Below are 19953 nucleotides of genomic sequence, written 5' to 3'. Positions count from 1 at the left end.
CGGCAGGCGCGGGCGTTGTCAAAGGCCGCGTACAAAGTCCTCCGGCCAGGGCGCCGTGGCGACTTGTTGCGGGCGCGGCGGGCGTTCCAGTGGTATGACCGCCTGGCCCGGCCGGGACCACCTGCCCGGCCTTCTATTCTCTATTGTCGCGCCGAATGGGTCTTGCTCTTCTGTGTCGGCTGAGTTATTGGCGCTGCTGCTCGCGTGACTATTCGTGCGCGGAGCGTACTGGAGTCAGGGGTATGGCCGATATGCCGAACAGCCCGCTGGGCAAGGGGACTTGGGGCATTCCATTGACTGACTCGGCGTCAACTCAGCTTGTGATCTATATCACCCACCATTCCGGAAAAGATCATGCTCCGCATATCCACATCCCTGTATCCGGTGTGCCACGATGCCACCGCGTCGGCTTCGATCGGTAACCGGTCGCGAGACATTGGACGGGGGTTTTGTCGTGCGGAGACTCGATCTCTCAGGGAATCACTTGTCCGGCCCACTGATCACCCGGATTCACTGCGGGCGGCAGTACGGCAACTGACTTCTTGAAAGTTTTGACCGGCCGTAATTCGGGGAGACAAGAATGCCGACAATTATCGTTATCGGATACCGGGACGATCTCGACCGTGCGGTGCAACGTCGCGGTCTGGAACCCCACTACATCGTCCAGACGCCGGTGAGCTCGCTGAAGGGCCGCAGCTTCACCTGTGTCAGCGATATGGAGAACGTCCAGGAAGTGCTGCGCGCCGTACTCTCGGCGGGTCTGAACGAGGTGGCAGGGGTGCTCAGCGTCCATGAGATGGGCGTGTTCGGTGCTGCCTATTTGCGGCAACAGCTCAATCTTCCCGGGAACAAGGACTCCAAGAAAGTCCTCTATTTCCGGGACAAGTACCTCCAGAAGAGTAATTTGCCGCCCGAGGTGAAGCGGGCACGCTGCCGCTATGTGACAAGGGATACCTCCTACCCGGAACTCGCCGCTGAGCTGGGGGAGGCCTTCGTGGTCAAGCCGGCGAACGGGGCCGGCTCGCTGCGTACGAACATTGTTCGTTCCCCCGAAGAGTACGCAGAAGCCTTGAAGGTGCTGCCGAGTCAGTCGGATGTCGAGGTCGTCGCCGAATCCTTCGTGGATGCCCCGGAGATTTTCGCCGATGGCATCTGGCGGAACGGTGGCCTTGAGTGGTATTCCGTCTCCCGCTATCACAGCTCACCGGTCAGTGCGGCACAAGGCGGCATCCTGGCCTGCCATCTGCTCGACAAGAGACGGCATCCGACACTGTTCCAGCAGGCGGAGACGCTTCTGGGGCAAGTGCTCGGGACCCTGGAAGCGCCTGACTGTGTGTTCCACCTGGAAGCGTTCGTGGAAGAGGGGGGATTGACGTTCGGCGAGTGCGCCATCCGTCTCCCCGGTGGGCTGTCCCCGCAGGCCAACAATTTGACGTTCGGGGTCGACCTGTTCGACGTGGAAATCAGCCTGGCGCTCGGAGAGGAGCCGACCGGGATCCCGGTCGGCGGTACACCGGACCGGCTCCACGGATATGTACTCCTGCGGCGCTCCGACAGCGGGAAACTGACCCAGGAGGACTTCGAACGCCGCTTCGCCCTGGACGAGATCAAATACGCGTCGTCGCCCGATGCGCCTCCCGGTCCTTACGGCAGCGTCGGCCATGCGATGGTCTCCGACCCGGATGAGCTGGAACTTGAGAAGAAGGTCGAGGAGATCGTGCAATTCAATGAGGTCGGGTGAGGCCGACGGTGAACAGAACCACCCGGCTGTGCCGCCTCCGGTCACAGGAGGATCCGCTCCACGGCCTCGGCCGAGCCGCCGTCGATCCGGGGCATCCCGCCGCTGACGGGCTTCTGTCACCTCGGTCGACCAGGGCACAGGCGCCGAGCTGCGCCCGCCCACATCGCATCCAACGGTGTGCCTTCCAGGATCCGCACCACTGACGGCTCACGGCTCCGCGCGCCCGCTCGCGATGGAACGCCGGGGGCCAAGCCCATTCCTTCCCTCCCCGCATCCCCCCCGCACGCCTCTGCTCAGGCGTCTGTTCGCTACTGCTTTCCGTCGCTTCCGATCGGAGGTCTTCGCCCCTATGCCGGAACCACGTTCTGCTTCAACACTCCCGCAGCTGCTCGAGGGCGCGGCTCGTGACAGTTCTAGAGGTGTCACATTCATCGGCGGCTCGTTCGTCTCATACGCTGAGTTGTGGGACTGTGCCTGCCGGATTTCACAAGGATTGCGTGGCCACGGCACTGCTCCGGGCGACCGGGTGCTGATCACCGCGAACGATCCGGAGAGCTTCTTCCGCGCCTTCTGGGGGTGCGTGCTGGCCGGTGCGGTGCCGTGCCCGATCGCGCCACAGGCCGACCCTCTTCGGTCGCAAGCTCAACTGGAGCACCTGCGCGTGCTCTTGGGCGATCCGTTGGTGGTCGTTCCCAAGGCGGCCTACGGCGATCTGCCCGATGTCGGATTGCAGACCCTGACGGTGGAAGAGCTGAGCCAGGTCTCGCCCGAGTATCAGCAGCATCATGTGCCTGCTGCCGACGATCTCGCTTTACTGATGCTCACCTCCGGGTCCACCGGTGCGAGCAAGGCGGTCAGGCTCACCCACGCCAATCTGCTGGCGGCACAGGCCGGAAAGTCAGGGGCGTTGGAACTGGGGCCCGCCGACACCACGATGAACTGGATCTCAGCCGATCACATTGCCGCGATCGAGGCACACCTGCTGCCGATGCTGAACGGCGCCGACCAGATCATGGCGACGCCCGCGACGGTGTTGGCGGACCCCGTGGAATTCCTGCGGCTGCTCACGGCACACAAGGTGCGCGTGACGTTCACTCCCAACTTCCTGTTCGGCCAGATCAACCAGGCGCTCGCACAGGGGCGTACCGCGCAGCAGGACGTGGATCTGTCGAAGGTGCGGTACATCATTTCCGGTGGTGAGGCCACCGTGACCGCCACCGTACGGACATTCCTGGACTCTCTTTCCCGCTACGGGCTGCGCAGAGATGTGATCGTGCCCGCCTTCGGGATGACCGAGACCTGTGCGGGAAGCGTCTTCAACCGCGACTTCGCCACCCGTGACCTGGAAACGGAGTTTCCTCCACTGGGCCGCCCGGTGCGGGGTCTGCACATACGTATTGCTGACGACGACGGCCGGGTGCTGGCGTCCACCGATGCCCCCGGAACGCTGGAAGCGGGCGAGGTGCAGCTGCGCGGCACCATGGTCACGGACGGCTATTTCGGCGACGACCAGGCCACCGCGCAAGCGTTCACTTCCGACGGCTGGTTCCGCACCGGCGACCTGGGACACCTTGACTCCGAGGGGCGGTTGACGCTGGTCGGCCGTACCAAGGACTCCATCATCGTCAACGGCGTCAACTACTACAGCCACGACCTCGAAGCGGTTCTGGACGGGCTGGACGATGTGCAGCGCGGACAGGTCGCTGCTTTCCCGATCCGACCTGACGGAGCCGATTCCGAGCTGCTTGCCATCGCTTTCGTCCCGGCGGGGGATCCCGCCGACGACTCGGCGGTGTACCGGGCGATCGTGGCGATCCGCAGTTCCACGGTGATGCACTGGGGATTCCGCCCCCAGCTGATTCTCCCGGTCACGGTGGCCCGGATCCCCCGCGGCAACCTCGGGAAAGTCCAGCGGTCCCGGCTGCGTGCAGCCGTGGAGGCCGGGGACCTGGACGATGCGGCCCGCCGCGCGGAGGAGGTGAGCACCAGGTTCCTCGGTGCCTATGTGCCGCCGGAAGGTGGCGCCGAGACCGCGTTGGCTGCCATTTACGCCCGCGTCCTGAACACCAGGAACGTGCCGGCGACCACCAGTTTCTTCGATCTGGGCGGAACCTCGCTGGATGTGTTGCGGCTCAAATCGGAGATCCAGGCCGAGTTCGGTATCGACGACGTACCGATGTCGACGCTGCTGCAAGCCCCGACCGTGCGGGCACTGGCCGGCCGGCTGACCGCCGGACGGAGCGACGGCGGGGACTCCGCCTACGACCCTCTGGTGCCCCTGCAAGTCACCGGGGACGGAACGCCGTTGTTCTGCGTTCACCCCGGTCTCGGGGAGGTGCTGGTATTCGTCAACCTCGCCAAGTACTTCACCGGCGAGCGTCCGTTCTACGCGCTGCGGGCACGTGGTTTCGGAGAGGGCGAGACGCACTTCGGGTCGTTCGCCGAAATGGTCTCCACCTACGTGGCGGCGATCCGGCGGGCGCAGCCGAGTGGTCCGTACGCCGTCGCGGGATACTCCTACGGCGGGGCAGTCGCGTTCGAGATCGCCAAACGGCTGGAGGCCGATGGCGACAAGGTCGATTTCGTGGGCGTCTTCAATCTGCCGCCGCACATCTCCGGCCGTATGAACGAGATCAGCTTCACCGACGGCGCGATCAATCTGGCCCTGTTCCTCGAGCTGATCAATGCTGCCGACATCGAAGAACTGACCGCCACACTCCGTCGGCTGCCCGAGGCCGACCAGTTGGCCTACCTCATCGATAACGCGCCGAAACGGCGCCTGATCGAACTGGACCTCACCGTCGAACGGTTCACCAACTGGGTGCACCTGGCCCAGAACATGGTGCACCTGGGCCGCACATACGAGCCCTCAGGGACGGTCGGGCAGGTCCGGGTCTTCTACTGCACTCCGCTGCGCGGCACCAAACAGGAATGGCTGGACAACCAACTGCGTCACTGGGACGCATTCACACGTGATCCCAACACCTACATCGAAGTCGACGGGGAGCACTACACCCTGATGAGCCCGCAGCACGTGCACACCTTCCAGGCGACATTGCGGCAGGAACTGGCCCGCGCGCTCGGCTGAGGACGGGCAAAGGCAATCGCTGATACGACCAGGAGCCGCTGATCATGCAAGGCAAGAAAATTCTCGTCACCGGTGGAACCGGGCAAGTCGCAAGACCCGTCGCCGAATCGCTCGTCCCGGAAAACGAGGTGTGGTGCCTGGGCCGGTTCAGTGACCAGGCAGCGCGCAAGGAACTGGAAGAACTCGGCGCCCGCACCGTCACCTGGGACATGGCCACCGATGATCTGGAGGACCTGCCGCGCGACTTCACCCATGTGCTGCATTCGGCGGTACACCGGGGCGACGGGCAGGACTTCGAGGAAACCGCACGCGTCAACGCGGTCGGCACCGCGCGGTTGATGACGCACTGCTCCGGGGCCGAGGCATTCCTGTATGTCTCGTCTGGAGTGGTCTACAACCGTGCCGATAGCACCCACCGGTACCGAGTGGGCGATCCGCTTGGCGGCGCGGCGCCGTGGCTGCCGACGTACCCCGTAGGCAAGATCACCGCAGAGGGGGTGGCACGAGGGCTGGCCGAGGCATTGGCGCTGCCGACGGTCATTGCCCGGCTCAACATCGCCTATGGCCCGTACGGGCACGGCGGCGTGCCGATGATCTTGTTCAACGAGATGCGCAAGGGACAGCCCTGCGCGGTGCCTCGCGAAGGACAGAACTACTGCAATCTGCTGCACACCGACGATGTCGTCCGCCAGGTGCCGCTGTTGTGGGAGGCGGCGCAGGTGCCCGCGCGGGTGGTGAACTGGGGCGGTGACGAGGAGGTCGGCATCACCGACCTGCTGGAATACATGTCAGCGCTCACCGGCGTGCCGGTCACACTGGACCGCGGCGACTACAGCCGGGAAACCGCGATTTTCGACCACGACGCCCGCCGCGCTCTCATCGGCGACTGTTCCGTCGGCTGGAAGACCGGTATCGCCCGCACCTTGGCCGAATTGTTCGAGGAATACCGCGACCGCATCGACGAGTACGTCGGTCAGCACGCGGCTGAGACAGCCAAGTGACAGAGCAGTTGAGAAAAGCCGAGTGACAACGAGGAGTGGGGAACCAGTATGCGCAGGTCCGCAGATATCGATGCGCTTCAGCACATGCTGTGCGCTGCCCTCGGTTCCCGCGAGCCCGTGTGCTCACTGGATCGGCTGGGACCGGGCGCTGACGCGTTCGCTGCCCTCGACCCCGAGGTGCTCAAGCGCCCCACTCTCCTCGGCGGCGGGGCCTCGTACGCCCCGACCAACCCCGCCCCCACCGCCCACGCCCTCGACGCGCTGCTCCAGCGCGCGGAGACGCTGGACGTCCCCCAGATCCTCGTGCCCAACGTGCGCCGCAGCGACGACACCCACGCACTGCGGGCAGCCGGCTTCGTGCCCGTCGCCGGTGGCACCGAGTGCGTCGTACGGTTGACCGGGGACGGAGAACTGGACGATCTCCTGCGGACCCGTGTCGGTGCCGGACAGCTCCGCGATCTCCGTCGGCGCCATCACACGCTCTCCTGCGGAGTGACGTGGGAACGGATCCGGTTGAGCGAGCTCCACGAGAGGCCGTGGGCGCGAACCGCCTTCGTGGAACTCCACCAGCGCCAGGCGGAGCGACACGGCCACGACAACCTGTACAACACCGATGGCCTTGACGCGCTGTCACACGGCCCGTTGGCCGACCGTACCGAGATGGTCGTGCGCCGTGGCGAGGACACCGTCGTCCAGGCGGGGCTCATCACGAAGTCCCACAACGGCCGAGGCGTCTACTACCTCACGCAGGCCATCGAGTACGGCGATCCGGCCGCGTGCCGCGACCTCTACGCGGCGTTCCTGTACGGGCTCTGCGTCGACGCCCGGCGCTCCGGGCTGGAATGGGTCCACCTCGGCCGGGGGGACGCCGACCACAACCGCCGCCTCGGAGCCGACCTGTTCGTCCCCCTCGACCACTGGCTGCGCGCCCCCGACCTCTCACCAACGGAGGACCGGGAAGAGGCGGGAACTCTGTCGGATTTCGCGGCGCCACCCGTCACAACGGTGCCGGTTCCGGGCCCGGCCCGGGATCGTCATCGGCCACGGTTCGATCTTGTCGACCTGTCGAGCAACACCAATCCGTTCCTGGGCGCCGCAAGCCACTATCCCGGGCTCGATACGGCAGAACTCGCCAGAACCTACCTGGCAACGATCTCGGCGCTGCCCGGCCACGACGGTGTCGGCGCGTTGAGCGCGGATCATCTGCTGTTCACCAGCGGCGCGGTCGACGGAGTCATGTTGCTGCTGGCGGCGCTGACCTCGCCCGACGAGCGCGTCTGCATCACGCCACCCACCTTCCCGCTCTACGCCCACTTCGCCCGCCTCCTGCGCCTGCCCCTCGTCGAGGTACCGCTGCGCGGCGACGACCTGTCCGAACTCGACACCGAGCGCATCCTGGCGGCGGATCCGCGGGTGACCTTCCTGTGCGATCCGAACAACCCGGTCGGGACGAGGCTCGACCCGGCGCAGGTGCATGACCTTGTCACCGCAACGCGTGGGTTGGTGGTGATCGACGAGGCGTATGTCGAGTTCAGCGAGAAGCCCTCGTACGCCGGACTGGTCGAGGAGCACGACAACCTCATCGTGCTCAGAACGCTCTCGAAGGCATGGGGGCTCGCCGGCGCGCGCTGTGGGATCGCCCTGGCCCATCCCGGCATCATCGAAGCACTACGGCGGGTGCAGGTGCCCTTCGGCTTCACCGACGCTTCGCAGCGCGCCGTCCAGGAACGGCTGACCAACTCCCGGCGGGTACGGGCCAGCATCCAGCACATCCGTGCCGAGCGTGAGCAGTTGGCCGCGGCACTGGCCGATCACCCCGCAGTGGAGCGGGTGTTCCCCTCGGAGACCAACTTCCTGCTGGTCCGGCTCCATAAGCACGAGCGCGTCATGGAACAGCTTCGCAGTGCGGGGATCATGGTCGCCGACACTGGGTTCCTCATCCCCGCCACCTGCCGTATATCCATCGGTAATCGGCGTGCGAACAATGCGCTGCTTGCCGCGCTTTCCGCTGCCGTGTGAGCCGAAAACGACCCCGCGTATTTCACTCGCCCTGATCCGGCGCCGGCCTGATTCGGCGCCGGTGTCAGTGCCGTCCGCGGTTTCCGCCCGCCGTGGCTATTTGACGGCCGTGGGGAGTTGAAGAGGCTCGTTCTCCCCGTTCTTCATCTCAATGATCAGGAACGACAGGACGTCATCGCCGATGTTCTTCACATCGTAGAGGTGGTATTGCCCACAGCTGAACCGGAAATGGTGGCTCTCACCGCGGGTGTAAGCGATCTCGCGAGTGGTGCCGTCGCTCGTGTGCTGGCGGGCTTGACCGCTGGTCAGAGCTATCCAGAAGTAGTCCAGCACGTGCCGGTGTACGGGGATCCGCTCTCCGGGCTGAAGATGGGTTTCCCAGACGCGCAGCGAATCGGTCTCGCTCAACAGTGACTGGCCGATCCAGCCGTTGTGGGCGTTGCTGTCGAACTCCTTCAGCAGTTGAGGGCTCCATCGAGCGAATTCCTCAGCAACGATGGTGCCGGCAGGGAGGTCGGAGTACGAAACGCTGCCCACAATCGGATCCTCTCGGTCGTCCTGTGCTTCGGACTGCGTCAGGCTATAGCCGAAGGAAATGGCGCGGCAAGGTTTTCGCAATTCTCTGCGGACGACTGCGTTATTCCGGTTGAACGGTACGGCCAGGGCGACGGTGCCCCGGTCAGCACGGCGACCGGCGTGTACCTGTACATCGCGATGGCGGGAGTGCTCTTCGTCCTTGCTGCGGTACCCGCGATCATGCTCGCACGCAACCGGCCTGCCGGCGCCGACCGTGGCCGGGGCACCGCCGGCGCATGGCTGCGCTGACAGTGGACGTTGGCGCGGAACAGGACCGTGATCGGCCGGCTGTTCCACGTCTCCTACATGGTGGAGGGGCATATGGCAACTGCTGCGTTCGGAGCCTGGGGCGGCCTTGACAGCGGTGTTGGTCTGGACCAACTTGTTTTGCCAGTTCTCCATTCCCCCCCACCACCGGAGGCAGTTGTGGCACGCTCTTCCTCCCGTTCAGGCCGACGCAGACCTCGACTCCGTACTGCGGCCACAGCGCTCGTCCTCGCGGCTTCGGGACTGATCGCGGCTCCGGCCGCAGCGTCCGGCACGGCTCCCGCGCCCCGCGAGTCCACCGAACCGGCAACCGGAGCAGCCCTGCCCGAGCACGCCCTGGTCGGGTATCTGCACACCAGCTTCGCCAACGGCTCCGGCTATACGCGCCTCGCGGACGTCCCGGACAGCTGGGACATCATCGACCTGGCCTTCGGCGAGCCGACCTCGGCCACGTCGGGCGACATACGCTTCGACCTCTGCCCGAAGGCGGAGTGCCCGAACGTCGAGACCAAGGATGAGTTCAAGGCCGCCGTCAAGGCCAAGCAGGCGCAGGGCAAAAAAGTCCTGATCTCCATCGGCGGCCAGAACGGCCAGGTGCGTCTCACCACCGCCGAGGCCCGCGACAAGTTCGTCTCCTCCGTCTCGGCAATCATCGACGAGTACGGTCTCGACGGTCTCGACATCGACTTCGAGGGCCACTCGCTGTCCGTGGACGCCGGCGACATCGACTTCAAGAACCCCAAGACACCGGTTATCGTGAACCTGATCTCAGCCGTAAAGTCCCTCAAGGCGAAGTACGGCCAGGACTTCACCCTCACCATGGCCCCGGAGACGTTCTTCGTGCAGCTCGGCTACCAGCGCTACGGTCCGGGCCAGTCGGGCGGCGACCCACGCGCGGGCGCGTATCTGCCGGTCATCCACGCCCTGCGCGACGACCTGACGCTGCTCCACGTCCAGAACTACAACTCGGGCCCGATCATGGGGCTCGACGACCAGTACCACCAGATGGGCAGTGCCGACTTCCATGTCGCCATGACCGACATGCTGCTCACCGGCTTCCCGGTGCAGGGCGACACCGGCAACGTCTTCCCGGCCCTGCCCTCGGAGAAGGTGGCCATCGGGATGCCCGCCTCCACGAACGCGGGCAACGGACACGTCCCGCCCAGCGAGGTCAACAAGTCCCTCGACTGTCTGACCAAGGCCACCAACTGCGGCTCCTACCAGCCGCACGGCCGCCGGCCCGCCCTGCGTGGCCTGATGACTTGGTCGATCAACTGGGACCGCTTCAACGACTGGGAGTACGCGAAGAATTTCGACCAGTACTTCGGCTAGGGACAGGAAGGTGGGCGGCCGAGGGTCCCGCCTTCACTCAGCGAACCGCGAAGTCCACGACGGCCCCGTGCAGTTCATCGAGGTAGTGGGCCAGGCTCGGGGCGGCAGCCTCGTACTGGCCGAACCAGGAGGGCGTGGTGGAGCGGTGCACCCTCCCGGTGTGATCGAGGGCGAACAGGATGCCGCCACCGTCGCTGCCGAACACGACGGCCGTATCTCTCTCCGCATCTCTCTCCGCGACGCGGGCGAGGCCGTACTGCTTGATGCCGTCGCGTACCTGGGCGGGGGAGTGGATGAAGTACCCGTGGTCGATATCGGGCAGCGAAAGTTCGCAGACGGTCGTGTAGAAGGTGACCAGCGCTGCCGGGATGTCTGCTGCGCGTACGAGTTGTGCCGCTGCGGTTCGGCTCTCCTCGTCGGCCGGGACGACTTCGTTGTCGCCCGGTGGGTAGCCGAAGGTGGACTCGAAGGAGCGGAGAGCGCGCTTCAGCGCGAGGGTGGTCCGCCACTGCCAGTCGGTGAGCCACTCCGCCGAGAGGTCTGCGGCGGTCATCGAGGGCGTTGCTCTCTCATGCGGAGCACCGCCATGCGGAGCACCGCACGGCGGTTACGGGCCGCGCCGGCCCGTTCGGTGTGCTGCTCGGCCATGGGCACCTCTCACAAGGCGGACGGTCGGTCAAAGGCGGACGGTCGGTCCCGTCATGCTGGCATGCCCCCTCCGGACCGGGGACCTCGTCGAGCGGGAGATCCGCATCGCGGAAGCCCGGCCGCAGCGCGGAGGGTGGGGCCGGGTCTCGCGCGGGTAGTCTTCGCCGGGAAGAGCTGTTGGGCGAAGACCTGGGAGGGGCATGCGGCGTCTGCGGTGGTGGGGGAGGGGGGCGGCGGCGTTGGCCGTGCTCGCCGTGGCCGGATGCTCGTCCGCGGATACGGCGTCTTCACCGGAGCAGGACAAGGCTCCCGCCTCCAGTCCGGCTGCCGACGACAAGGCGCCCGGTACGCGGGGTCTGCCGGGCGTGCCGACGGCAAAGGAGGCGCAACGCCGGCTGTCCGGGCTGAAGGCGGCTCCGCACGGGTCGATGTCCGGTTACAGCCGGGAGAAGTTCCCCCACTGGAGCGCGCGGGGCGAGAACTGTGACACCCGCGAAAAGGTCCTCGCCCGCGCCGGCACCGACGTCGAGCGTGACGCGGAGTGCCGAGCGGTCTCCGGCCACTGGACCAGCCTCTACGACGACAAGGCGGTCACCGACGCCTCCGAACTGGACATCGACCACATGGTCCCGCTCGCCAACGCCTGGCGCTCCGGAGCCGACGACTGGCCCCAGAACAAGCGCGAGACGTTCGCCAACGACCTGACCCACCCGCAGCTGCTGGCCGTCACCGCCACCACGAACCGGACCAAGGGCGACCAGGGACCGGAGGAGTGGCAGCCGCCGTCCAAGCCCTCCTGGTGCACCTACGCCCGGGCCTGGATCGCGGTGAAGGCCACCTACAAGCTGACGGTGACCCGCGCCGAGAAGGCCGAGCTCGGCGACATGCTGGAGACCTGCGACCGGTGACCGAACGGAACGCCGGCCACGGCCAGGACCGCTACGAGGACCGAGTCCAGGCGGGCCCGGGCGGCGTCATGACCGACGAGGTGGGCGTCATCACCGGCGAGGTGACCGTCGTGACCCGCCCGGCGCCCGGCGGGCGTGCGGCGATCGACGTGCAGTACACGGGCGCGGAGGAGTGGTACACCCTCACCGGCAGCCCGACGCCCGTCCCGCCCGGCGGACTGGCCGCCCTCCACCAGCAGGTGGTCGACCAGCTGCGGCGGGGCGGCGGCGCCCAAGCCCCGCGCTGAAGCCCCGCGCTGAGCCCGCGTCCCACGGCGGCAGTGAGGCGGCTGCCGCCCGAAGCGGGGCGGGGAACGGCGGCGTACGGGGCGCACAGCCCGTCCCGGTTTCGCGCCCCACTTCGGCCCTGTTGAGCAGTAGCGACGGTTCCTAGGCTGATTTCTCCGAGCTCTGAGAACGCAGACAGAGCTCCGAGAACGCCGACGACCCTTGCGGCGGGGGTGGGACCGTGGTGGCTGCGCAGTGGTTCCGGTGGTTCACCGGCCGGCGCAGCTTCCGTGTTCCGGCTGTCGGAGCGTGTGGGGGAGCCGGGTTCGGGGCGCAGATGACGGAGGCTGTCCTTCCGGTGGAAGGTGTGCAGGGCGTGCTCCAACAGTCCGCGCGGGCCGACGGTGCCCGGGCTTCCCGGCGAACCTGCGGTGGTTTCCGCCCGCGTCATACGGGTCCATGCCGTGGCGGCGGAGGTGCTCTCCAGGCCCGGCGGACCATCAGCGCCTCCAGGCACGCGGCCGTGAGGGCAGCGGGTGGTGGGGTGCCGCAGTCATCGACGAGCGTGCCGCGGGCCCCGAAGGTCTGGTGCATACCGTCCGGTCGGTGCGCGCACGCCAGCACGCAGGACATCCGGCCCGCCCCGGCAACTCCAGGAAGGTGGCCGCGCGACCCAGCGCCGTCAGCCCCTCCCGCAGCGGTTCCGGGAGCACTCGTCGGCACTGCTCCGGGGACAGTTGCCGGCGGGGAGCGTGCGTGTCCCAGGCGTGCCACACCAGGTGACGCTCCAGCACTTCGAACACGGCGTGACGCACCGCGCTGTCCCGACTGACGTGAGCGGCCAGTCCCGTGGAGCCGGGTCGGAGCGGGGCGACGCAGCCCGTCGGCGGCCGGTGGGCGAGGTATACGGCGCAGCCGGGAACCCACACGCTGTCCCCGGTCGTGCAGGATCGCCCCCAGCACCCACAGCATGTCGGCGGCACGCAACTTGTCACCGTCCGCCGACAGTTCGGGCCACGAATACGGGTAGAGTACGGGAACACTGCGGCGGTGCAGCGCGTCGTACGAGGCGATCATGCCTCCCCCCCCGGCGAGCACGCCACGCGTGCGGCCGCGTCCGCCCCCGGCACCGCCCGGGCCTCGGCGCGCCGCCCGGCGAGTACATTGCCGACCCGCTCCACCAGCCGCCCCGGGCGCGAGCCACCACATCCGTCCGGTCGAACCCGGCGGCCGAGCCGATCAGGACACGGTTGCCGACGGCCGCGTCGTTGCGGGCAAAGGCGGCCGAGCGCGCGGCGGTGGCGGCGAGCAGCAGCCCGGGCGTACCGCTGAACAGCGTGGCCACCCGCACCGGCCAGTCCTCGCCGAAGCCGGGAACACCCGTCTCCGTGGCGGCCGTCGGCGCCACGATCCCGGGACGGCTCATGCCGCGCTCCCGTCGAGTACGCGACGGGCTTCCGCGGCGAGGGCGCGACCGTGGTCGGTGAGGGCGGCGGACCGTTCCGCGAGGGTGCTGCCGCCCTGGAGTCCTTGTACGCGGAGCAGCTCGCGGCGTTCCCATATCGCCTGCCGCACTTCTGTGTTCGGGCCGGCCGTCAGGGGGCGGGGGCAGTCGTCCAGCATCCGGTCGTAGAGCAGGACGCTCCGGGCCAGTACGACGACCTGCTGGAACAGCCCGGACACCGGCCGCGGATCGGCGCGCAGCGGGGTGGGCAGCAGGTCGGTCTCGTCCCGGGGGTCGCGGCGCATGAGGGGCTCCCGGACGGCGGCCCGCCGCCGTGCACATGGAGCAGCAGAGCGCTGTGGCGATGACGTCCCCGCACGTGGTGACGCCCGACGCGACGCAGCACAGCGCGACATCCCGGGGGGACGCGTACGCGGGCCGCGCGGCATTCGAAGGCCGCTCGACAGAGCTGGGAGGACGCACGAGCAGAGGCTGTCCTGGCGCTTTGCCCTCGCACAGCGGATGTCCCCGGATGAGCGAACAACTACCAGTCGTGGGAGTGAGCAAGGGGCCGGGCGGGGGCGGTGTGGTCGGCGGTCAGTGGTCGGCAGCCGTTGGCGTCCGACGGCGAACGTTTGATGATCAGGGACGCTCACCGCTTGTCCGCCTCGGGCGAGCTCCTGAACTGCTCGGTCATCGATGAACAGGCGTGCCCCCTCCGCAGCGGAGGGTCAATAGACGATGGACACGATCTGGCATGCAGCCCGGGCGAGTTCTCGTTCTCCCTCGACGCGGGCGCGGGCGAGGGCGGTGTCGGGCTGGATGCCCCGGGTGCACAGGCGCCAGGCGGTCTCCGCGTCCAGGTGGACGACCGCTGCGGGATGACCGCTGTCCGGCTCGGCCAGGGACCAGCAGCGCTCGGGGGCGGTGGCGGTGGCGGTCCAAGTCCCGCCCGCCGGGCCGGCGATGTGCACCTGAAGCTGGGTACCGACGGGCGCTTCAGTGTTGCGCAGGGTGTGGGGGAGCGCCCGCAAGAAGGTGTCCAGGACCAGGCTCAGAAACCGTGGGTCCGGGTCGGTGGGCCGGCCGACGGCGTGCCGGATCTGTTGGCGGTGGGTCCAGAACTCGGTGAAGTCGCGGGCGCTGTCCAGCCACATCGGTGCCGGATCGACGCCGGCCCAGGACACCCCCAACGACGGGGCATCGGGGTCGGTCGTCTCGAAGAATCGGACGAGCTGTGCGCCGACGAGATCGAGCGTGTCGACGAGGGCGGCCGGGCTCACGTGGCGGTGGGCGTCGACCCACTCCTGGTTGATGCGGTGGATGAACGCTTCCAGGGACTCGCCCGCCGCGAAACCGGGCCCTTCCCGGTGTCCGTCGCGGTCGCGGGCAAGGCGCCCGTAGAAGTCGCCGAGGAGGTGGGCAGCGAGATCGCGTACGGTCCAGCCCGGCACCGCCTCTGCACACCAGTTGGCGGGCTCCAGACCGCGCAGCGTGGCCATCAGTGCGGCCTGCTCAGGAGCGAAGAGCGAGCGGGCATCGATCGGGGTGCCGAGCCACGCATGGCTCGGCACCCCGTTGGCCTGGGATCGCATGCCCAAATCCTGCCAACCGGCGCGCCGGTCGAGCCACCGTATATCGCCCGTTGGCCCGCACCACCGGCGTCCGACGGTGACGGCCGCCGCGTGGCGTTCAGGTGCGCAAGGTGACGGAGGGAGCGTGGCCGTAGCGCCGGCGGTACCAGTTCGCGAACCGGCCCAGGTTGGAGAAGCCCCAGCGGAAGGCGATCTCGGCAACGGTGATCGGTCCGTCGGCGTCGGCCGCGACCAGGTCGCGGTGGGCGCGCTCCAGCCGGACCTCGCGGAGATGCGCCAACGGCGTACGGCCGACGTACCGCTGGAACGCTTCCTGAAGAGCTCTGGGGCTGAGCCTGGCCGCCACGGCGAGGTCGGAGAGGGTGAGCGGTTGGTCGCTGCGTTCCTCGATGAGCTGGATGGCCCTGCGGACGGCGGGGTGTGCCACGTTCCCCGTGTGCCGCACCGGCTCAGAGGCCGGCAGCAGGCGATGTGTCGCCATCAGGGTCGCGGCCGCCGCCTGGGTGAGCTGCGCCGCGACCAGTGGGCTGGTGTTGGCGACTCCACCGGCCATCACTTCCCGGTGTACTGCCGCGGAGATCCCCGACCAGCTCTCCGCCGCCGCCGCTGACACCGCCCCGCCCAGGGCGAACCGCGCCCGTACGGGCTCATCGCGGCCCAACGCCTCGCCCGCCGCCCGGTCCACCACCTCGCGGGAGAGCCTGAGCGTCGTCATCCGGGCTCCGGCGCCCCAGAAGACCTTGAACCTCCGGTGCGGATCGAGGACATAGGTGTCGCCGGTGTCGACGAACTGCTCCTCGCGCCCCGGCGACTCCACCCGGACCCGGCCCCTGTGCACCTGGCAGACCAGCAGGTACGTCGTGAGCGGTTCGGGCGCGACCAGGGTCTCGGTGCCGTAGCTCAGCGCGGAGAGGGTGACCCCGGGGAAGCCTCCCTCGGCATACCACGCGGTGAAGTCCTGCGGCCTGTTCAGGGCGCGCAGTTCGTACGGGCTGTAGGCAGTGCTGATGAGCTCGCGCGTCTCGTCCAGGTCGTCGCTGCGGACAAGCGTCCGCATCCGGCTGTCATCGGCAGCGGACGCGTTCATCAGAGCTTCCTCACTCACCGTCGCGTTATGCGGCCAGCGGCCGCGCTCCGCGGCTAGCCTGCCTTTTCCACAGTGAGTAACGTTCTGGATCCCAGGAGTCAAATGCCGGGCGCGGCCTTGGAGTTCATACGGGCCAGTATCGGCCATGTCCTGGAGCCGTACCGCGTCTGGGAGTCGGGGGACCCGGCGCAGTACGGCAGGGCCCCGAGCCGGATCTCCGGTTCGGGGCCCTGCTGATGTGCACTGTGTTCGGGCGGTCAGTCCTGGTCGGCGGGGCCGGCTGCCGCGGGCGCCGCGAGCCGCCGGAGTACGGACCGCAGCAGCGCGTTGAACTCCGCGGGCTGCTCCACGTGCGGCATGTGCCCCGATTCCTTCATCAGGTGAGCCTCGCCGTGCGGAGCGAGTTCCGCGAGGGTTTCGGACACCTCGAAGGGAATTTCCGCGTCGAGCTCCCCATGGACGAAGACCGCGGGCACGGCGAGTTCCCCAATGGTGGCCCGTGGGTTATGGCGTACCGCATCTGTGAGGATTTCATCGATGTATTCCGATGAATCCAGAATTTGCTGAGCCGTCCACTCCGGCAGTGCCGGGTCGGCCAGTGGGCCGTACCAGTCCTTGACCCACTGCCGCACCGTTTCAGCGCGGGCGGTACGCAGAGCGCGCCGCAGTTCTACGAGCCGTTCCGCCTTCCGCTCCGCGGGCCAGTATCCGGGCCCGTCGACGGCGACCACCGCACGGACGAACGAGGGCGCCCTGGTGGCCGCTTCCAGCACGATCGCGGCCCCGGCCGAGCACCCGACGAGGACCGGACCGTCCAGTTCCAGCGCGGCCGCCAGCGCCAGGATGTCCTCCGCGTTGCCCGCGATCGTGTTGCCGCTCGAGGGCCGCCCGGAGCGGCCGCAGCCGCGCCAGTCAGGCGTGATGACCCGGTGGTCGCGGGCGAACTCCTCCCGCTGCGCGCTCCACACCTGACCGCATGTGCCCCAGCCGTGCAACAGGATCAGCGGCTGCCCGGCCCCGTGATCCTCGTAGAACAACTCGATCCCGTCGACAGTCGCATAAGGCACTGCTCCTCCTAGGGTGCGGCACAGGGCACGGAGTGGGGGATATCTACAAGCAGGCCCCGAGCCGACGTATCGGCTCGGGGCCTCGCTGCACGGCGCCGGGATCCCCCGAGCCCCAGCCACGTGACAGCCCCCAGGGCGATTGCCGCGACTGCCCTGCGTGAATTCCCACCCGATGAGAACTACACGGCCTCGCGCGGCATTTGACCGCCTGGTGTGGGAACACGCTACCCTCGGCCGGAAGGGTCAGCTAGCCGCGGAGCGCGGCCCTTGGCCGGAAAACGCGAACGCCGAATACGGAGCGCCCATGGCCATCCGCTCATGGTGAGGCGACGGCAGTGCGACACCGCTCCGGAAATCGGCCCTCCCGCGCGGGTGCCGGTCGGGGGAACAGGGCTCGCGTGCGGGTCCGGTGGGGCCCGTGGGGCGAACGGTGGGGAATGATGGCGCAATTCACTCGCTGGGCACGGGGCGCCTGGCGAGACTGACAGGCTGGCTCGTCGTCCGGCCCTCGGACCGTTGTCCGGCCCTCGGGAGGACACGGCGGCCGCGGGCCAGGTAGCCATGGGCCAGGGTGGTCGCCGGGCCTGGAGTTCCGCTCGCGCGTCCGTGCACCGGCAAACGGGTCGCCCGTACAACGGACACGGGTACCGAAAGCCGTGCGCGTCGACAGCGGGGCCGCCCGCGTCCCGGCAACGGATGTCCTCAGGAGCCGGACGAGCGCAGTCCGGCCACTGCCCATGCCGCCCGCGTGGACAGCCCGCTGAGCGCCTTCGCCGAGTTCTTGCCGATCGTTTTGAGCAACCGCTTCCCGTGCGCCATCGTTGCGCGCGCGAGTTCCACGTCACCGGCTTCGACCGCGGCGAGTGTCAGCTCCAGATGCTGCTCCGTGATCAGCCGGCCGAGGCCCAGGCGGTGCCACCGGGACACTGTCTCGTCCGGCGCGGTGCCGTCGGCGCCGACCGCGGCCCGGGTCCGCTCAAGCGCCAGCGCCGCCGCGGCAAGGTCCCCCTTGTGGCGCTCCAGCCGGGCCAGTACGTACGCCTCCGACGCCCGGTCCCATGCCGTGTCCTGGAGCGAGAGGAGGCTGGACTGGGCGCGGGCGGCCTGAGCGTGGTCGCCGATGCGCTCCAGTGCCCGGCTCAGCTCCCGGAGCCGGTCCGCGTCCGGGCCCGTGGCGTCCAGCAGGCGGATGAGCGCCACCCGGGCATGCTCGACGCGGCCCTGCCGACGAGCCAGCCCGATCCAGGTGAACTCGCTCTCCGCGGCCACATCACGCGCGTAACGCCTGGCCTCCTGGACGCGAGCCCACTCCACGGCTCCCGCACTGTCGGTCACCTGCCCGGCAGTGGCCGACCGCAGCAGCGGAACGTCTCCGTCCTGTCCGTGCCACGCCACCAGCATCGCGGCCAGCCAGCGCTCCTCGTACGACTCTGTCTGCCCGGCGCGCTCGCGCTCCAGCAACTCGCACTCCAAAAGAAAGCGCAGCAGCGGCAGGTCACCGTCCCGGCGGTCGTACTGCGCTGCCCGTAGTACCCCCGTCCGCAGCTCTGGATCCGCAGCCACTTCCTCCCGTGCGCCGGAGTCGCCGGAGCGCAGCCGGGCCAGCGCTTCCCGCCCAGGGCCGAGGACGATGTCGCGCAGAGGCTGCCGGAAGGACTCGTCCAGCCGGTATGCGCGGAGTTCCCGGGAGTTGAGCAGGACATGATCCGGCTCGGTACGCCCGGCGGCCGACTCCGCCATGGCGACCAGCTCGACCAGTGGCCGGTCCGGCAGACCCAGGCCGCTGAGCAACGTCGCCCGTTGTGCGTCCAGTTGGGGAGCGACCTCCTCCCGTGCCCGGTCGTCGGCGGCACGTAGCGCGGCGAGCAGCTCCGCCTCGTCCATCTCGGTGGAGACGACGTCCTTGCACCACCAGGGCAGCCGGACGAGGATCTCGAGTGCTTCGCCCACACTGTCGGCGAGCAGCGCGGCGTCCCCCTCCGAGGACGCGTACAGCACAGCTGTTCCCCCGCACAGGAAATAGGTGCCGCCCGTGTCGTCACCGGCGATGGGCTCCAGCGGCGCACCGGACGCCAGGTGCACCTCTTCAACGTGGTACGCCCGGCGCACGTCGAAGCCGAAGGGGAAGGCCGCCGGCTCGGCCAGCTCCGGGCGGGTGCGCAAGATCTCCAGTACGGGGTCGCTCATGCGACCGACCCCTGAGGAGGCTCCGGCACGTCCGGGCGGGATGACACCTGTCGTCGGGAGAGCGCCAGTCTGCGTCGCTGCCGGTCGATCTCTGTGACGACGACGGTGACCTCGTCGCCGACCCGGACGGCATCCTCCGGAGCGTCGACGGGCGTACGGGTGAGTTCGCGAAGCGGGACCAGGCCCTCGATGCCGTCGGCGACCCGGACGAACGCCCCGAACGGGACCAGCTTGGTGACCTGTCCGTGCAGCGTCCGGCCCACCGGGGTGCGGTCGGCGAACGCCTGGAAAGGATCCTGCCGCGTGGCTCGCAGGGACAGTCTGGCCTCCGCGTGCCATGTGTCGAACTGGAGGAACTCGCACGAGACGCGCTGCCCGACCCGGACGACGTCCTCAACTGCCTCGATGTGCAGCCAGGACAGTTCGGGAATGGTGATGAACCCGACGCCGGGGTAGACGGGGTGCGCGGGGCCTTCGTCCAGCGCGACGAATACGCCGAACCGCTCGATCGCCGCGACGGTGCCGGAAAGCAGCTCGCCGCGGCGCAGCGAGCTCAGAAATGCCCACAGCTCCGGGTTCTCGGACGGTTCGATCACGGGCCCAGCTTTTCATCCGAGGGGTGTCCGCCGGGTACCCCGCACTGCTGCCTTCTGGTAGGAAACCTTCCTGACGGAACGCCGGAACGCCGGAACGCCGGAACGCCGGTGCGTCGGTACGCGTCTGTGC

General features: G+C 68.4%; 17 protein-coding genes. 7 read left to right on the top strand and 10 right to left on the bottom strand.

The features are described 5' to 3' along the window. The first annotated feature begins 580 nt into the window (after positions 1–580). The 4 genes from ACQEU8_RS21040 (at position 581) to ACQEU8_RS21025 (ending at position 7849) form a co-directional block, all read left to right on the top strand. A complete protein-coding gene (locus ACQEU8_RS21040) occupies positions 581–1741 on the top strand; it encodes an ATP-grasp domain-containing protein (protein ID WP_433103320.1) in 1161 nt (386 codons plus the stop codon). Between the two features lie 349 nt (positions 1742–2090). Next, the gene (locus tag ACQEU8_RS21035) at positions 2091–4829 is read left to right on the top strand and encodes an alpha/beta fold hydrolase (RefSeq protein ID WP_433103318.1); all 2739 of its coding nucleotides are present in this window, start codon (positions 2091–2093) and stop codon (positions 4827–4829) included. A gap of 44 nt (positions 4830–4873) precedes the next feature. Then, the gene (locus tag ACQEU8_RS21030; RefSeq protein WP_433103316.1) at positions 4874–5830 is read left to right on the top strand and encodes an NAD-dependent epimerase/dehydratase family protein; all 957 of its coding nucleotides are present in this window, start codon (positions 4874–4876) and stop codon (positions 5828–5830) included. Positions 5831–5878: 48 nt separating this feature from the next. Continuing rightward, on the top strand, positions 5879–7849 hold the full coding sequence (locus ACQEU8_RS21025; protein ID WP_433103314.1) for a pyridoxal phosphate-dependent aminotransferase: 1971 nt from the start codon (positions 5879–5881) through the stop codon (positions 7847–7849). A 96-nt stretch (positions 7850–7945) separates the two neighbouring features. On the opposite strand, the gene ACQEU8_RS21020 is transcribed toward ACQEU8_RS21025, so the two are convergent. Further along, positions 7946–8827, bottom strand: a complete 882-nt coding sequence (locus ACQEU8_RS21020; RefSeq protein ID WP_433103312.1) for a hypothetical protein — start codon at positions 8825–8827, stop codon at positions 7946–7948. Positions 8828–8851: 24 nt separating this feature from the next. Between ACQEU8_RS21020 and ACQEU8_RS21015 the strand changes: the two genes are divergently transcribed. After that, positions 8852–10024, top strand: a complete 1173-nt coding sequence (locus ACQEU8_RS21015) for a chitinase (protein ID WP_433103310.1) — start codon at positions 8852–8854, stop codon at positions 10022–10024. Between the two features lie 37 nt (positions 10025–10061). Here ACQEU8_RS21015 and ACQEU8_RS21010 read toward each other — a convergent pair whose 3' ends face one another. Continuing rightward, positions 10062–10577: a hypothetical protein gene (locus ACQEU8_RS21010; protein WP_433103308.1), complete on the bottom strand. Its 516-nt coding sequence runs from the start codon at positions 10575–10577 to the stop codon at positions 10062–10064. A 295-nt stretch (positions 10578–10872) separates the two neighbouring features. Here ACQEU8_RS21010 and ACQEU8_RS21005 point away from each other — a divergent pair, with 295 nt between their 5' ends. Together ACQEU8_RS21005 and ACQEU8_RS21000 are read left to right on the top strand one after the other, a co-directional pair. After that, positions 10873–11580, top strand: a complete 708-nt coding sequence (locus ACQEU8_RS21005) for an HNH endonuclease family protein (RefSeq protein ID WP_433103306.1) — start codon at positions 10873–10875, stop codon at positions 11578–11580. A 68-nt stretch (positions 11581–11648) separates the two neighbouring features. Continuing rightward, positions 11649–11867, top strand: coding sequence for a hypothetical protein (locus ACQEU8_RS21000; RefSeq protein WP_433108613.1), 219 nt, complete (start codon positions 11649–11651; stop codon positions 11865–11867). A gap of 480 nt (positions 11868–12347) precedes the next feature. On the opposite strand, the gene ACQEU8_RS20995 is transcribed toward ACQEU8_RS21000, so the two are convergent. The 8 genes from ACQEU8_RS20995 to ACQEU8_RS20960 form a co-directional block, all read right to left on the bottom strand. Further along, positions 12348–12830: a YcaO-like family protein gene (locus tag ACQEU8_RS20995; protein ID WP_433103304.1), complete on the bottom strand. Its 483-nt coding sequence runs from the start codon at positions 12828–12830 to the stop codon at positions 12348–12350. Between the two features lie 8 nt (positions 12831–12838). Next, a complete protein-coding gene (locus ACQEU8_RS20990; protein WP_433103302.1) occupies positions 12839–13273 on the bottom strand; it encodes a hypothetical protein in 435 nt (144 codons plus the stop codon). Beyond that, the gene (locus tag ACQEU8_RS20985; protein ID WP_433103300.1) at positions 13270–13596 is read right to left on the bottom strand and encodes a hypothetical protein; all 327 of its coding nucleotides are present in this window, start codon (positions 13594–13596) and stop codon (positions 13270–13272) included. Before ACQEU8_RS20985 ends, ACQEU8_RS20990 begins: the two co-directional genes overlap by 4 nt. Before the next feature lie 426 nt (positions 13597–14022). Next, entirely contained in the window at positions 14023–14886 is an 864-nt protein-coding gene (locus tag ACQEU8_RS20980) for a maleylpyruvate isomerase family mycothiol-dependent enzyme (RefSeq protein ID WP_433103298.1), read from the bottom strand. A gap of 97 nt (positions 14887–14983) precedes the next feature. After that, positions 14984–15973, bottom strand: a complete 990-nt coding sequence (locus ACQEU8_RS20975) for an AraC family transcriptional regulator (protein WP_433103296.1) — start codon at positions 15971–15973, stop codon at positions 14984–14986. A gap of 257 nt (positions 15974–16230) precedes the next feature. Next, positions 16231–17040 (bottom strand): alpha/beta fold hydrolase, encoded by an 810-nt coding sequence (locus tag ACQEU8_RS20970; protein ID WP_433103294.1) that lies wholly within the window; start codon positions 17038–17040, stop codon positions 16231–16233. Positions 17041–17742: 702 nt separating this feature from the next. Further along, complete coding sequence (locus tag ACQEU8_RS20965) at positions 17743–19227, bottom strand: hypothetical protein (protein WP_433103292.1); 1485 nt, start codon at positions 19225–19227, stop codon at positions 17743–17745. Then, the gene (locus tag ACQEU8_RS20960; protein ID WP_433103290.1) at positions 19224–19823 is read right to left on the bottom strand and encodes a S1 RNA-binding domain-containing protein; all 600 of its coding nucleotides are present in this window, start codon (positions 19821–19823) and stop codon (positions 19224–19226) included. The genes ACQEU8_RS20965 and ACQEU8_RS20960 overlap by 4 nt, the downstream gene beginning before the upstream one ends. Positions 19824–19953 lie beyond the last annotated feature (130 nt).

This window comes from Streptomyces sp. CA-250714 (assembly GCF_050936705.1).
GTDB lineage: Bacteria > Actinomycetota > Actinomycetes > Streptomycetales > Streptomycetaceae > Streptomyces.
The sequence above is the reverse complement of the archived record's forward strand: the minus strand, read 5'-3'. Positions and strand labels throughout refer to the sequence as shown.